Genomic DNA, 14,030 nt, shown 5'->3' with positions numbered 1-14,030 from the left:
TCGCATACCGAAATTTAATCCGGCCGGCACTGTTGGGGCCACAATGGAACCCTACATCTGCCTCGCGCTTGGTTTGAGCGAGGGAGACTGATCATGACGCCGCAGGAACGCCAGCTCGTCGACGAGCTTTTCGACCGGCTTTCGAAACTGGAAAATGCACCGCGGGATCCCGACGCGATCGCCGCGATCTCCGACGGGCTGCGCAAGGCCCCCGGCGCGGTCTACGCACTGGTGCAGACCACGCTATTGCAGGACGAAGCGCTGAAGCGTGCTCATAACCGCATCCAGGAGCTGGAAGCGGCCCATGCGCCCGAGCAGGCGCAGTCCGGCGGCTTCCTCGATACCATGCGCGACTCGCTGTTCGGCGGAGGCCCCTCGCGCGGCTCGGTTCCGAACGTGCCGCCGCGTGACGCGCGGCCGGTCTGGAACACCGGTCAGGCGATGCCGCAGGCACAGCCCGGTTACGGCGCGCCGCCTCCTTATGGACAGGCCTACGGCCAAGGTCCAGGTCAAGCTCCGGGTCAGGGCTATGGCGCTCCGCCGATGGGCGGTGGCGGCGGCTCGTTCCTCGGCACGGCGGCGGCGGCCGCGGCCGGCGTCGTCGGCGGTTCGCTGCTGCTCTCCAGCATCCGCGGCATGATGGGCGGATCGCACCAGCAGGCCTTCGGCGACACCAACGCGCTCGGCGACCGCAGCGCTGGTGGAAGTCCCTGGGGCGGCAGCGACCAGTCCGGCGGCTCGCTCTCGCGCGATGCCGGTCTCAACGACATTGGCTCCAACCGCGACCGCGACGACGGTTCCCGCCAGGGCCTCACCGACCAGGCGTCGAACGACCGGGACAACAACAACGATCAGAACTACGACGACAACGACCACGACAACGGCAATATGGACATAGCCGACGACGACAGCGATTTCGGCGGCGGAGACGATGGCGGCAGCGACTACGCGTGAGGCTGCCCGATCAGCGCGACAAACAAAAACGGCCGCCCGGGAGGCGGCCGTTTTCATGTCGAGCGTCAGACGCTCACATCACCACGACCTTGGTGCCGACATTGACGCGGCCGTAGAGGTCGATGACGTCCTCGTTACGCATGCGGATGCAGCCTGAGGAGACGTTGGTGCCGATGGTCCAGGGCTCGTTGGAGCCGTGGATACGATAGAGCGTCGAGCCCAGATACATCGCGCGCGCGCCGAGCGGATTTTCCGGGCCGCCTTCCATGTGCCGCGGCAGGTCGGGCCGGCGCGCGATCATTTCCGCCGGCGGCGTCCAGTCCGGCCATTCGCGCTTGGCCGTGATCGACTTCACGCCGGACCAGGTGAAGCCGGGACGGCCGACGCCGATTCCGTAGCGCATCGCCCGGCCGTTGCCCTCGACCAGATAGAGGAACTTGTTCGGCGTATCGACCACGATGGTGCCGGCAGTTTCCTTGCCGCTATAGTCGACGGATTGCTTCTCGAATCTCGGATCGAACGGACGCTGGCGCGGATCGACCGCCTCCTGCTGGAGACCTGCGCCTTGCTGATATCCACCCTGCATCTGCGGCTCGCCCATCGGTGGCAGGCGGCGCTGGTCGTAATAGCCGGGCTGCTGCTGATAGACCGGCTGTTGCGGCGCGTAGGCCGGGCCGCGGCCGGGACCGTCACCGAACAGGAACTCGATGAAGCCGCCGCCCATATTCGCATTGGAGGCGACACGCACCGGCGCCGGCTGCACCTGCGGCTGGTAGAGCACCGCGGGCGGATCGTTCGGCACACTATTGTCGAAGGCGCTGGCGCTGTTCGCGCCGGCAATGAAGGTGCAAGCGCTGCCGAGCAGCGCGACAGACATTTTCTTGAACATCGACGTACTCTGTACTGTTTCGTCTAGATCCCATGCGTCGTGCAGAGCCGATGGCTGACCGGCGACCGCGACGTGGTCAATAAAGAGCAAAAGCCGTTTTGTTTGGTAAACGTATCAGCCGTTTCGATTCACCACGTCGCGAGCGAGGGTGCAATTTGGCGATCAGCGTTTATTTTCGATGAACGCCGCAGGCCCATGGTTAATCGCTTCCTTTCGCGCCGTCGCGTGCGGCCGCGCAACAGTTCCCGCTGTGAACCTCGTGTTAAATTGCTTCTGTCTACAAAGACGCGTGAGTGAGGTGGGGGGAGTTCCTGATGGCTATTCACCGCAAACGTTTTCGTGTCGAGGAGGCTATTGTCGGCGAGATGCCCAGCCCCGAAATGATTGAGGAGGCTGCGCCGATGCATAACGAGATCATGGCGGAGCTGCGTGCGATCCGCGCACAGATGGCGAAGGGCACCGTGCCCTTGTCCGGCAGCGCGGCCATGGCGGCGATCGACGCCTCCACCGCCCACGAGCTCTCTGAAGCTCGTACCATGCTCGATACCTACCGGGCGCAGATCGAGCAGTGCGAGAAGCTGAAGGTCGAGCTCGACCTCATCCACGACGCCATCGATCGCACCAAGCGCGAGATCGCGACGCTGCACGGCAAGAGCTTCGACGGCGGCGAAATGGCCAAGGTCAATGGCGAGCTCGGCGCGGTCGTCGGCGGCACCGAGCAGGCGACCCAGCAGATCCTCGAAGCCGCCGAATCGATCGACCAGGCGGCCAGCGCGATGTCCAAGGTGCAATCGGCCGATCAGCAGAAGCGGCTCGCCGACGACATCCAGGAACGCGTCATCTCGATCTTCGAAGCCTGCAACTTCCAGGACCTGACCGGCCAGCGCATCAGCAAGGTCATGACCACGATGAAGTTCATCGAGCAGCACATCAATGCGATGATGGAGATCTGGGGCGGCGTCGACGCGATCAAGGCCCATGTGCCCGCGCCGGCCGACACCCGCAGCGAGGACGAAAAGCTCCTCAACGGCCCCAAGCTCGCCGGCGACGTCGGCCACGCCTCGCAGGACGACATCGACGCGCTGTTCGACTGATCGGGCGCGGCATTACGGAAAAACAAAACGCCGGCGAGAGCCGGCGTTTTTTGTTTTTGGAGCATCCCCTCCACTGTCATCGCCCGGCTTGATGTTCAGCCCGGGACATGACCGGGCGATCCAGTATTCCAGAAACTGCGAGGCTAGAACCGAAAAGCCGCGGCGTACTGGATGCCCCGCCTTCGCGGGGCATGACGAAGTAGAGAGACTACGCCCTTGGCGCGCAGCGGACGTAGACCATGTTGCCGTAGCGGGTGGCGGCGTCCTTGTCGATGAAGCGGGTGATCAGGACGCGGCCGTCGAAGGAGACGATCTCGCGGTCCTGCTCGCCGGGGGTGGGCCCCGCCGGGCCGATGTAGTTCTTGCCGCTGGGCGAGCCCTTCAGCCGCAGCTCCTGCGGCGTCGCCTGGTCGGCGAGATGCATGATCACGCCGCCGGAGGAACCGGCGGTGATCACGTAGGGATTCTTGCACTGCGCCCGGGCCGCGGCCTCGGTGCGGGCACGGTCGGCCGGGTTCTGGAACGAGGCGAGACCCCAGCGGCCGACGATCTCGTCGGCGCGGATGCTCGCCGGCATTTCCGGGCCGGTGCCGGGCTCGGCCTCGGGCGGCGGCGAAGACGACGAGAACGACGGCAGGCTCATACCGCCGCCACAGGCGCCAAGCAGCAGCGCCAGGCAGGAGGCGGCCGCCAGATTGGCAACCGTGCGTGCGTGAGCTGACCTGATCATGACATTCCCCCGAGCAAACCGTCCCCCAAATGAGACCCCGACCGCATCCCTCCTGCAGCCAAGCGCAAAACCGCTGTCGGAGCAATGACGTCCTTTATACGCCAGCGCGACCAATATGTTTCTATAGACACGATCCTATATCCGCCTCACCAATCGCTTAACCACCCTTGCTTGACAGGATCGCGGCCAAGCCATATTTCCGGGCGCACTATTAGCACTCGGAAAGCCCGATTGCTAAGCGCGCCGTTCGATCCTCGGCAAGAGGGTGGACGGACGCCGCCCCTACCCACTTCCATTCCTTCCGAAGCGAGCCTCCAAAGGGAAACGTCATGGCTAAATCCAAATTTCGTCCGCTGCATGACCGTGTCGTGGTCAAACGTATCGACGCCGAGGAAAAGACCAAGGGCGGCATCATCATTCCGGACACCGCCAAGGAAAAGCCGTCCCAGGGCGAGGTCGTCGCCGTCGGCCCCGGCGGCCGCGACGAGGCCGGCAAGCTGATCCCGATCGACCTCAAGGTCGGCGACCGCGTGCTGTTCGGCAAGTGGTCGGGCACCGAGGTCAAGATCGACAACGAAGAGCTCCTGATCATGAAGGAGTCGGACATCATGGGCGTCATGGCCTAAAGCCGCCAGCCTGAACAGCCGCTGAATGTCATGCCCGGATCGCGCGATCCGGGCATTCGGTCATTCCGCAAGCGGCAGACACATCACGAAACACGAGGGATTGAAGAAATGGCTGCCAAAGACGTCAAGTTTTCCGGAGACGCGCGCGAACGCATGCTGCGCGGCGTCGACATTCTCGCCAACGCCGTCAAGGTGACGCTCGGTCCGAAGGGCCGCAACGTCGTCATCGAGAAGAGCTTCGGCGCACCCCGCATCACCAAGGACGGCGTCACCGTCGCCAAGGAGATCGAGCTCGAGGACAAGTTCGAGAACATGGGCGCGCAGATGCTGCGCGAAGTCGCCTCCAAAACCAACGACACCGCGGGTGACGGCACCACCACCGCGACCGTGCTGGCCCAGGCCATCGTGCGCGAAGGCGCCAAGGCTGTTGCCGCCGGCATGAACCCGATGGACCTCAAGCGCGGCATCGACACCGCGGTTACGGCTGTCATCAAGGACATCGAGAAGCGCGCCAAGCCGGTCGCCGCCTCCTCCGAGGTCGCCCAGGTCGGCACCATCTCGGCCAACGGCGATGCCGCCATCGGCAAGATGATCGCCCAGGCGATGCAGAAAGTCGGCAACGAGGGCGTCATCACCGTCGAGGAGAACAAGTCGCTCGACACCGAGGTCGACATCGTCGAGGGCATGAAGTTCGACCGCGGCTATCTGTCGCCCTACTTCGTCACCAACCCCGAGAAGATGACCGCCGAGTTCGAGGACGCCTACATCCTCCTGCACGAGAAGAAGCTGTCCGGCCTGCAGGCCATGCTGCCGGTGCTGGAAGCCGTGGTGCAGTCGGGCAAGCCGCTCGTCATCATCGCCGAGGACGTCGAGGGCGAGGCGCTGGCCACCCTGGTCGTCAACCGCCTCCGTGGCGGCCTCAAGGTCGCCGCCGTCAAGGCGCCGGGCTTCGGCGACCGCCGCAAGGCCATGCTCGAGGACCTCGCGATCCTCACCGGCGGCCAGCTCATCTCCGAGGACCTCGGCATGAAGCTCGAGAACGTCACGGTGAAGATGCTCGGTCGTGCCGGCAAGGTCGTGATCGACAAGGAGAACACCACGATCGTCAAGGGCGCCGGCAAGAAGCCGGAGATCGAGGCCCGCGTCGGCCAGATCAAGGCCCAGATCGAGGAGACCACCTCGGACTACGACCGTGAGAAGCTCCAGGAGCGTCTCGCCAAGCTCGCCGGCGGCGTCGCGGTGATCCGCGTCGGCGGCGCGACCGAGATCGAGGTCAAGGAGAAGAAGGACCGCGTCGAGGACGCGCTCAACGCCACCCGCGCCGCGGTGCAGGAAGGCATCGTCCCCGGCGGCGGCGTCGCGCTGCTGCGGGCCAAGAAGGCGGTGGGCCGTCTCACCAACGCCAATGCCGACGTCCAGGCCGGCATCAACATCGTGCTGAAGGCGCTGGAAGCCCCGATCCGCCAGATCTCCGAGAACGCGGGCGTGGAAGGCTCGATCGTGGTCGGCAAGATCCTGGAGAACAAGTCCGAGACCTTCGGCTTCGACGCCCAGAACGAGGACTATGTCGACATGGTCGAGAAGGGCATCATCGATCCCGCCAAGGTGGTCCGCACCGCGCTGCAGGACGCCTCGTCCGTGGCCGGCCTGCTGGTGACCACCGAGGCCATGGTCGCCGAAACGCCGAAGAAGGAAGCTCCGCCCGCCATGCCGGGCGGCGGCGGCATGGGCGGCTTCTAAGCCTCCGTTCCGTTACAATGTTGCGAAGGCCGCCTCCGGGCGGCCTTCTTTTTTGCCGACCCTGCCCCTTCTGCTTTCCAATTCAACCGGCGGCCAAAACCCACTACGGTGGCGCGCCGATTCGATTGCGCGAGGATTCATCGATGCGTGCGCTTCTGGTTTGTTCGACAGCCCTTTTGGCGGCCCTGCTTGCCGTCTCGCCCGATGTCGCATCGGCCCAGATGAAGCTGTCGCCGAAGGCCACGGCGCCGGGCGGGACGGAGACCCGCTATTTCACCTCGATTGACGGCCTGATGGACGGCAATGCCGACGTGATCCTGAAGGAGACGCGGCAGGGCAAGACGGTGACGGCGGCCGTGCTCGACGTCTGCTATCCCGTCGCAAAGAATTCCGACCGCAAGGACCGCTTCGTCGTCAATCTCCAGGTCGCGGGCCAGAACCTGACGGGCACGACCCAGAGCCTCGGCGAGAAGGCGCCCGTCACCGTCAAGCTGCTGCGCAAACAGTCCGGCGACACGTTCGAGTTCCGCGGCCAGATCGCGATCGGCCAGGCCGTGACCGAGGTCACCTCGCCCGACAATTCCGATCTCAGCGAGAAGGAATTTCAGGACAACCAGACCTCCGACGACGGCATCACGCCGCAGCCGAAGGATTTCACCGACGTCTCTCCGGAAGCGATCGCGGTCAAGGTCAAGCTGGATGCGGCGACCGAGTTCCTGAAGAGCCTGAAGGGCCAGGACGTCGAGGTGACGCTGGCGAGCCTGACCGTCGGCTGCGACGCGCTGCGTGCCGGCGAGCAGACCATCAACATGTCGGTCGATCCGGAACGCGCCGGCGCGCTGCTGGCGAAGTTCAAGGCGATGCCCGGCGTCACCGCGGCGGGCTGGACCGCGGGCATGACCGAGATGGACCGCACCATCCGCTTTCCCGCGGCCGACTGGCGCGACGGCGACAAGATCAGCCGGGACAAGCTCGCCTCAGCCGTCGCCGGCGTGATGAGCCGGACGCTTGCGGCAAAGCAGGTCTCGCACAGCTTCAACCCGGCCACCGGCAAGCTCAAGCTCGTCTTCAAGCGGCCGAACCAGGATTTTCCGGCACTCGAGCTCACCGACACGATCGAGGTTGCAGGCCTCATCTCGCCCGACAAGCCCGGCACGACCGACAAACTGATGCTTTGGATCGGCAGCCCCTCGACCACGACCGCCGATGAGAGCAGCGGCGCCAAGCTCAATCTCTCGGACGACGCTTCGGCCGACGAGGAAGGCGATCAGCCCGACGACAACGGCTCGATCGAAGCGCTCGCGAAAGAGCTGAAAGGCCAGCGCTGGGACGCCGACAAGTCGGTGTGGAAGTAGGCGTAGACACCCACTCTCGCCGTCATCGCCCGGCTTGACCGGGCGATCCAGTACTCCGAGACAGTTGTGGTTGAATCGAGAGGCCGCGGCGTACTGGGTGCCCCGGTCAAGCCGGGGCACGACAGCGATCGCGCCTCAATTCCCCGTCGTGCGAAAGCGCAGCGGCTTGGGACCGATCAGTGTCAGTACGTCGCCCTGACGCTTCCAGGTCTCGACGCTGCTGAGCGACGCGACGAGTTCGTCGTCGGCCTGCGCCCTGGCCGGCGGACAGGAACGGTCCTGGATCTGGCCGGGGACGAAGATCACCGTGTTGCCGGCGACCGAGAACTGGCCCTTGCCACCCTTGCACCAGAGCTCCAGCACGACTTCGCCATTGTCGCCGATCTCGATGTTCGGAATCCGCTTCGAGCCCGGCTGCGGCAGGGCCTCCAGCGTCATCTCGGTACCGAACGGAAAACCGTCCTCGGCACGCGCGAGCGTGGACATCGCGAGCATTGCAACCGCCAAACACGCCATCTGCTTGAGCGAAACCATGAGACCTCTCGACCGACCTGATTTGCGGCACGTTCTATAAGACGGCGGCGCTGTTGAGAAGGTTCGCGGAGGCTAAAGCGCGATGAGATTGGGACGAATCGTCATCGCGCTTCAGGTTGTTGTTTGAGCGTGATCTTTTCGGAAAACCGCTTCGCACTTTTCCGGATCATGCTTTAGATGCAAAAATCCCCGCAAGGCAGCGAAGCCCTGCGGGGATTTGCGTTGAAGCGAGGCGTGACCTGCTACTTCAGCACCATCGCCGTGAACGGCCAGACATAGGCCTGCAACGTCACGAACAGGCCGACCAGGGAGGCCAGCACGATCGAGTGCCAGAACACGAAGCGCAGGATCGTGCCCTCATGGCCGTACCAGTTGGTGGCAGTGGAGGCGACGACGATCGATTGCGCGTCGATCATCTTGCCCATCACGCCGCCGGACGAGTTCGCCGCAGCCATCAGGATCGGCGACAGGCCGAGCTGCTCGGACGTAATCTTCTGCAGATTGCCGAACAGCACGTTGGAAGCGGTGTCCGATCCCGTCAGCGCCACGCCCAACCAGCCGAGCAGCGTGCCGAAGAAGGGATAGAGCACGCCGGTTGCGGCAAAGGCGAGGCCGAGCGTTGCGTCGACGCCGGAGAGCCGCGTGAGCGTACCGATCGCGAGCATCGCCGAGATCGTGATCAGCGAGATCGCGCAGAGCCGGATGGTGCGGCCGTATTGGATCAGCAGCCTGCCGGGACCGACACCCATCAGGAAGCCGGAGATGATCGCGGCAATCAGCATGCCCGTGCCGGTGAAGGACAGGTAGGTGAAGCCGAACACCGCGCTCTCTTTGGTCGGCCCTGGCGCGACCGGCGGCATCTTGTTGATCATCTGATGCAGCTCGGGAACGGGATAGTTCCAGGTGAAGATCGAGTTCGCCCAGGTCTTGAAGCCGCCATTGCCCCAGACCAGCATCACGATGCAGACGATGATCCACGGCAGCAGCGCGCTGAACAGCTCGCTCTGCGTCAGCGGCGTCTTGTCGAGCGGCTTGGCCGCAGCCATGGTGGAGGCCGATTCATCGTTCCCGCGCAGCGCCGGCGACAACCAGAGCTGCCTGGGTTGCCACACCTTCAGGAACAGGATCAGCGCGCCCATCGAGATCAGCGACGCCCCGATGTCGACGATCCAGGGATTGATGAAGTTCGAGATCACGAATTGCGGGACCGCGAACGACACGCCGGTGACGAGGATCGCCGGCCAGACGTCCTTCATGCCCTTCCAACCCGCAAACGCCCACACCACCCAGAACGGCACGATCAGAGAGAAGATCGGCAACTGCCGTCCGACCATCGCGCCGAGGATGTAGGGATCAAGCCCGGTGACCGAGGCAAGACCCTGGATCGGCGTGCCCAGCGCGCCAAAAGCGACCGGCGCGGTATTGGCGATCAGCGACAGGCCGGAGGCCGCGAGCGGCGAGAAGCCGAGCCCGATCAGCACGGCGCCCGTGATGGCGACCGGCGTGCCGAAGCCCGAGGCTCCCTCGAAGAACGCGCCGAAGGAGAACGCGATCAGCAGCAATTGCAGCCGCCGGTCCTCGGTGACGCCGCCGACCGCGCGCTTGAGCAGCTCGAAGCGCCCGGTGGTGACCGTCACCTGGTAGAGGAAGATGACGTTGAGAACGATCCAGCCGATCGGGAAGAAGCCGGTCACGATGCCGAGGATCGAGGCGCGGATCGACATGTTCGCCGGCATGGTGAACACGAAGATCGTGATCAGGTTGGCCACGATCACGGCGATGATTGCAGCAATATGGGCCTGGACGCGACCGCTCGCGATCAGGATCAGCAGCGTGACGACGGGTATTGCCGCCGCGATCGTCGACAGCACCGGGCTGTGCAGCGGGTCATAGACTTGATTCCACATGGTCTTCCTCCCCCACGCCTGTTGCGGCAGGCGGCCCGCGTGGACAGCCGAACCTGCTTGACGCTGGAAGCGATAACCCCCGAGCTGGACGCGAATTCCTCGCGAGTGCGGCGGTTCCCGTCCGCTCACAAGCCCGCGAAGTCCCGGAGGCCCCCACCCCGCGCCGTTGTACCCATGCTAGGGTTGCAAGCTGCGACAAGCCAACGCAAATTGATGAACTTGCGACTTTAGTCTAAGCGCTTTCTGCCGTTGCCACAGCCATTTGGCCTATGGCCGTTGTGCACATCCCCTCAGGAGACAGAGCTCTGTGAAGAACATCAGCGCCACGCTCGCGATCGTCTGGCGAATCGCCGTCCCCTATTTCCGCTCGGAGGACAAGTGGGCAGGCTGCGGCCTGCTCGCCGCCGTGATCGCAATCGAGCTGGCGCTGGTCGCGATCGACGTGCTGGTGAACCAGTGGCAGAACCGGTTCTACAGCGCGCTCCAGAACAGCGACTGGGACGCCTTCGTCACGCAGATCTGGATCTTCATCGGCCTCGCCTTCACCGCGATCGCGCTGGCGGTCTACAAGCTGTACCTGAACCAGTGGCTCCAGATCCGCTGGCGGCAGTGGCTCACCCAACACTATCTCCGCGAATGGCTCGACGGCTCCACGCATTACCGCATGCAGCTCAAGGGCGATGCGGCCGACAACCCTGACCAGCGCATCACCGACGACGTCAAGAACTTCGTCGAGCAGACCCTGACGATCGGACTGGGCCTGCTCTCGGCGATCGTGACGCTGTTCTCCTTCGTGATCATCCTCTGGGGCCTGTCCAACGCCGCGCCGCTGCACCTGTTCGGCACCGATCTCATGATCCCCGGCTATTTGTGCTGGGGCGCGTTGATCTACGCGATCTTCGGCACCGCGCTGACGCACTGGATCGGAGCGCCGCTGGTCAATCTCAATTTCGAGCAACAGCGCTATGAGGCCGACTTTCGCTTCAACCTCGTCCGCGTCCGCGAGAATTCCGAGCAGATCGCGCTGCTCAAGGGCGAGGGCGCCGAACGCGGCGGTCTCTTCCGTCGCTTCGGCTTCGTGATCGGCAACTGGTACGCCATCATGAGCCGGACCAAGCGCCTCACCGCGTTCACGGCGAGCTATCAGCAGGCTGCCGTGATCTTTCCCTACGTGCTGGTGGCGCCAGCCTTCTTCGCCAAGAAGATCCAGCTCGGCGACATGATGCAGACGGCATCGGCCTTCTCGAGCGTCCAGGGTGCGCTGTCGTTCTTCGTGGTGGCCTACCGGGCGCTGGCGGAATGGCGCGCGATCGTCGCCCGTCTCGACGGCTTCGAGATGTCGGTGGCCTCGGCCGCACACCCGCCGACGCATGAGCCGACCATCGGCCTTGCACCATCCGGCAGCACGACGGCGATCGCGCTCAAGCAGCTGCTCGTGAAGCTACCGAACGGTGCGCCTCTGGTCGCAGCCGATGCCTTCACGATCCAACCGGCGGAGCGGGTCTTGGTGACCGGGCCGTCGGGCTCCGGCAAGTCGACGCTTTTCCGGGCCATCGCCGGCGTCTGGCCGTTCGGCACCGGCACCATCGCCATACCCGGGAAATCGAAGCTGATGATGCTACCGCAGCGCCCCTACTTCCCGATCGGCCCGCTAGGCGACGCGGTCATCTACCCGGCAGAACATGGCGCCGTCGCACCGGAGAAAATCCGGGACGCACTCATTGCGGTCGGCATGCCGAAGCTGGCCGAGCGACTCGACGAGGACGGTCATTGGAACAGGACGCTCTCGCTCGGCGAGCAGCAGCGCCTGGGGCTCGCGCGCGCCCTCCTGCACGTGCCGGATTATCTGTTCCTCGACGAGGCCACGGCGTCGCTGGACGAACCATCGGAAGCCCGGCTGTACCGGCTGCTGGCGGAGAAGCTGCCGCAGGCCACCATCGTCTCGATCGGCCACCGCTCGACGCTCGACGCCTTCCACACCCGCAAGGTGGCGTTGGTGAAGGACGGCGAGATCCACGTTCTCGGCAAGGACGGCGAGCCGGCCCAGGCGGAGCCGACCGCGGCGAGCTGAGGTGACACAACCAAGCCTGAGGCTAGCCTCGGTAGGACCTTCGTTGCAGCCACCCTTCGAGACGCCGCCTCCGGCGGGCTCTTCAGGATGAGGTCTGTAATCGCGGCAAGATCCTCGACCCTCATGGCGAGGAGCGCCGCCTGGCGGCGCGTGTCGAACCATGCAGGCCGAGCGCTCTCACAGACGAGCCCAAGCCCAAAGCAAAAGGGCGGCAGATTGCTCTGCCGCCCTCGTTAGGTCGTCTCGGGAAGAAACTTACTTCAGGTTGGTCATCGCCGTCAGGTCGACCGAGAGCTTGGCGACGCCGGCCGCGCTGCACCAGTTGGAGCCGAACGCCGTGGCCGCGTTCGCGCCGCCATTGATCGGCGTCACGAAACCGGGGCTGGAGTTGGTGGCCGAGAAGTCGCTGGTGAAGGCGTTGCAGTTACCCTTCGAGAGGTCGGTGTCGTAGTAGCGCAGATCGAGCGTGAACACCTTGTAGGTGAAGCCGACGCCGACGTTCCAGGTGTTGTAGCTCGGCTCCTTGATGCCGTTGGAGTACAGCGGGTCGCCGGCAATGCCGTAGAAGATGTCGGAGGTGCCGAGCCACTGACGGCCGAATTCACCCGACACATACATGCCGACGCCGCTGGCACCGAACGTGGTGCTCGGCGCGGTCCACTTGGCGGTGATCGAGGCGTAGTTACCCCAGGCGCCGAGGTTCAGGAAGTTCGGCGAATAGTACTCGTTGAAGCCAACGACCCACTGGTCGTTGATGTTGAGATTCAGCTTGGCATAGACTTCGTAGAAGCTTGCGTCCTTCTTGGCGAAGTTGCCGTTGATCGGAAGGCCGATCGCGCCCTGCGAATTGTCGAGGCCGGTGCCGCAATTGCCCTGGGCGAGGGTGCCCTGCGAACCGAAGCAGCTTCCGCCCGGATAGAGGTAGCCCCAGATACCGAAGTCGAAGGCGAACATGCCGAAGGTCGGGCGGATACCGCCGTAGATGTCGACTTCAGCCGCGGCGCGGTTCGGGAACGAGATGCTCTCCGCGGACGCACCGACGTAGAGCTGGAGGTCCTTGTTGACGTTGTAGCGCGGCTCGAAATAGGCGGCGACCGACGGGTTGTGGTTCGACTGAGTAACGCCGCGGAAGATGTAATCGCTCATGATGCCGGCGCCGAAGGCGACATCCCAGGGGTCAAAGGCGGGCGGCGGCGGGGCCTTCAGAGCCTTGACCGGCATGTCTGCCGCGAAAGCCGAACCCGTCACCATTGCCAGCGCCGTTGCCAACAAAGCCACTTTTTTCATTTCGATCCCCATCACCAGTTCTACCCAGTCGGTTTCCCGGAAGCCCCCCGGGCGTACGACGTGTCTGCAAAATTTCGTTACCGCGACAATCTGGATGGGAGGATGCGAACCGTGAAGCAAAAATCACGAGCATCTGCCGACTTTTTAGGCGTTCTGACGATTCTACAGAAGGTTGTCCGCCTGTGTTGCTTCTCGATCACATTATTTTCATTCCAAAGTGCACAGAGCCGCCCGGATTAATACGGGAGCCGCCGGTGCAGTGGTGCCTGTGCCACGAATCGGACTGACGCGAGAAACGACAACCGGGCGGCGACCATTGTGCCGATGCAAAAAGGCCGCAGCATCACCGCCGCGGCCTTCCTGTTGTCGGTCGTTGTCGTCGGGATGGACCCAGCCTTGGCCCTCACCTTGGACCTGACTTGGACCCTAACCGTGGGAGCCCCTCGGGGCCTAACCCTGCCCTTCGGCCGGCGTCGGCTCCGCAGAAGACGAAGGCATCGCCCAGCTTGTCTCGGCGGCGGGCTCCGGAGCCGGAGCCGCCACCGGCGCTGAGGGCTTCGGCGCAGGAGCTGCCTTCGCCTTCTTCGGCGCCGCTTTCTTTGCGGCCTTCTTCGGTGCAGCCGGCTTGGCAGCCTTCTTGGCCGACTTCTTCGCAGCCTTCTTGGCGGCCTTCTTCGGGGCGGCCTTCCTGGCAGATTTCTTCGCAGACTTCTTGGCAGACTTTTTCGCGGACTTCTTGGCTGCCCTCTTCGCGGTCTTCTTCGCCGCTACAGCCTTCTTGGCCTTTTTGGCCTTCTTGCTTTTTTTCTTCTTCGCTTTCGCCATCGTGGTCCTCCTGTTGCC

General features: G+C 64.2%; 12 protein-coding genes. 6 read left to right on the top strand and 6 right to left on the bottom strand.

What is annotated here, in order from left to right; genetic code table 11:
- The first annotated feature begins 93 nt into the window (after window positions 1–93).
- A complete protein-coding gene (locus tag AB7535_RS43330) occupies window positions 94–954 on the top strand; it encodes a DUF2076 domain-containing protein (protein WP_085403375.1) in 861 nt (286 codons plus the stop codon).
- A 73-nt stretch (window positions 955–1,027) separates the two neighbouring features.
- On the opposite strand, the gene AB7535_RS43325 is transcribed toward AB7535_RS43330, so the two are convergent.
- The gene (locus AB7535_RS43325; RefSeq protein ID WP_085403376.1) at window positions 1,028–1,843 is read right to left on the bottom strand and encodes a L,D-transpeptidase; all 816 of its coding nucleotides are present in this window, start codon (window positions 1,841–1,843) and stop codon (window positions 1,028–1,030) included.
- Between the two features lie 314 nt (window positions 1,844–2,157).
- Between AB7535_RS43325 and AB7535_RS43320 the strand changes: the two genes are divergently transcribed.
- Window positions 2,158–2,937: a protein phosphatase CheZ gene (locus AB7535_RS43320; protein WP_028157918.1), complete on the top strand. Its 780-nt coding sequence runs from the start codon at window positions 2,158–2,160 to the stop codon at window positions 2,935–2,937.
- A gap of 208 nt (window positions 2,938–3,145) precedes the next feature.
- Here the strand turns inward: AB7535_RS43320 and AB7535_RS43315 are convergent, their stop codons facing one another.
- Window positions 3,146–3,667: a hypothetical protein gene (locus tag AB7535_RS43315; RefSeq protein ID WP_063985626.1), complete on the bottom strand. Its 522-nt coding sequence runs from the start codon at window positions 3,665–3,667 to the stop codon at window positions 3,146–3,148.
- Between the two features lie 329 nt (window positions 3,668–3,996).
- On the opposite strand from AB7535_RS43315, the gene AB7535_RS43310 reads away from it, so the two are divergent.
- From AB7535_RS43310 to AB7535_RS43300, 3 genes are all read left to right on the top strand, one after another.
- Window positions 3,997–4,293, top strand: a complete 297-nt coding sequence (locus tag AB7535_RS43310; RefSeq protein ID WP_014491914.1) for a co-chaperone GroES — start codon at window positions 3,997–3,999, stop codon at window positions 4,291–4,293.
- A gap of 108 nt (window positions 4,294–4,401) precedes the next feature.
- On the top strand, window positions 4,402–6,033 hold the full coding sequence (gene groL / locus AB7535_RS43305; protein WP_071909505.1) for a chaperonin GroEL: 1,632 nt from the start codon (window positions 4,402–4,404) through the stop codon (window positions 6,031–6,033).
- 143 nt (window positions 6,034–6,176) lie between these two features.
- On the top strand, window positions 6,177–7,388 hold the full coding sequence (locus AB7535_RS43300) for a hypothetical protein (RefSeq protein ID WP_135214806.1): 1,212 nt from the start codon (window positions 6,177–6,179) through the stop codon (window positions 7,386–7,388).
- Between the two features lie 135 nt (window positions 7,389–7,523).
- Here AB7535_RS43300 and AB7535_RS43295 read toward each other — a convergent pair whose 3' ends face one another.
- Together AB7535_RS43295 and AB7535_RS43290 are read right to left on the bottom strand one after the other, a co-directional pair.
- The gene (locus AB7535_RS43295) at window positions 7,524–7,922 is read right to left on the bottom strand and encodes an META domain-containing protein (protein WP_063985629.1); all 399 of its coding nucleotides are present in this window, start codon (window positions 7,920–7,922) and stop codon (window positions 7,524–7,526) included.
- 242 nt (window positions 7,923–8,164) lie between these two features.
- Entirely contained in the window at window positions 8,165–9,829 is a 1,665-nt protein-coding gene (locus AB7535_RS43290) for an L-lactate permease (RefSeq protein WP_135214805.1), read from the bottom strand.
- A 307-nt stretch (window positions 9,830–10,136) separates the two neighbouring features.
- Between AB7535_RS43290 and AB7535_RS43285 the strand changes: the two genes are divergently transcribed.
- Complete coding sequence (locus tag AB7535_RS43285; protein ID WP_085403379.1) at window positions 10,137–11,900, top strand: ABC transporter ATP-binding protein/permease; 1,764 nt, start codon at window positions 10,137–10,139, stop codon at window positions 11,898–11,900.
- A gap of 255 nt (window positions 11,901–12,155) precedes the next feature.
- Here the strand turns inward: AB7535_RS43285 and AB7535_RS43280 are convergent, their stop codons facing one another.
- Together AB7535_RS43280 and AB7535_RS43275 are read right to left on the bottom strand one after the other, a co-directional pair.
- Entirely contained in the window at window positions 12,156–13,187 is a 1,032-nt protein-coding gene (locus AB7535_RS43280; RefSeq protein ID WP_071909500.1) for a TorF family putative porin, read from the bottom strand.
- A gap of 450 nt (window positions 13,188–13,637) precedes the next feature.
- A complete protein-coding gene (locus AB7535_RS43275) occupies window positions 13,638–14,012 on the bottom strand; it encodes a histone (protein WP_071909499.1) in 375 nt (124 codons plus the stop codon).
- Window positions 14,013–14,030 lie beyond the last annotated feature (18 nt).

This window comes from Bradyrhizobium sp. 956_D2_N1_4, from assembly GCF_052076025.1.
Lineage (GTDB): Bacteria > Pseudomonadota > Alphaproteobacteria > Rhizobiales > Xanthobacteraceae > Bradyrhizobium > Bradyrhizobium barranii.
The sequence above is the reverse complement of the archived record's forward strand: the minus strand, read 5'-3'. Positions and strand labels throughout refer to the sequence as shown.

Bases quoted from the DNA above. Each gene is read 5' to 3' on its own strand.
- AB7535_RS43330 (WP_085403375.1), top strand. From the start codon at position 94: ATGACGCCGCAGGAACGCCAGCTCGTCGACGAGCTTTTCGACCGGCTT.
- AB7535_RS43325 (WP_085403376.1), bottom strand. From the start codon at position 1,843: ATGTTCAAGAAAATGTCTGTCGCGCTGCTCGGCAGCGCTTGCACCTTC.
- AB7535_RS43320 (WP_028157918.1), top strand. From the start codon at position 2,158: ATGGCTATTCACCGCAAACGTTTTCGTGTCGAGGAGGCTATTGTCGGC.
- AB7535_RS43315 (WP_063985626.1), bottom strand. From the start codon at position 3,667: ATGATCAGGTCAGCTCACGCACGCACGGTTGCCAATCTGGCGGCCGCC.
- AB7535_RS43310 (WP_014491914.1), top strand. From the start codon at position 3,997: ATGGCTAAATCCAAATTTCGTCCGCTGCATGACCGTGTCGTGGTCAAA.
- groL (WP_071909505.1), top strand. From the start codon at position 4,402: ATGGCTGCCAAAGACGTCAAGTTTTCCGGAGACGCGCGCGAACGCATG.
- AB7535_RS43300 (WP_135214806.1), top strand. From the start codon at position 6,177: ATGCGTGCGCTTCTGGTTTGTTCGACAGCCCTTTTGGCGGCCCTGCTT.
- AB7535_RS43295 (WP_063985629.1), bottom strand. From the start codon at position 7,922: ATGGTTTCGCTCAAGCAGATGGCGTGTTTGGCGGTTGCAATGCTCGCG.
- AB7535_RS43290 (WP_135214805.1), bottom strand. From the start codon at position 9,829: ATGTGGAATCAAGTCTATGACCCGCTGCACAGCCCGGTGCTGTCGACG.
- AB7535_RS43280 (WP_071909500.1), bottom strand. From the start codon at position 13,187: ATGAAAAAAGTGGCTTTGTTGGCAACGGCGCTGGCAATGGTGACGGGT.
- AB7535_RS43275 (WP_071909499.1), bottom strand. From the start codon at position 14,012: ATGGCGAAAGCGAAGAAGAAAAAAAGCAAGAAGGCCAAAAAGGCCAAG.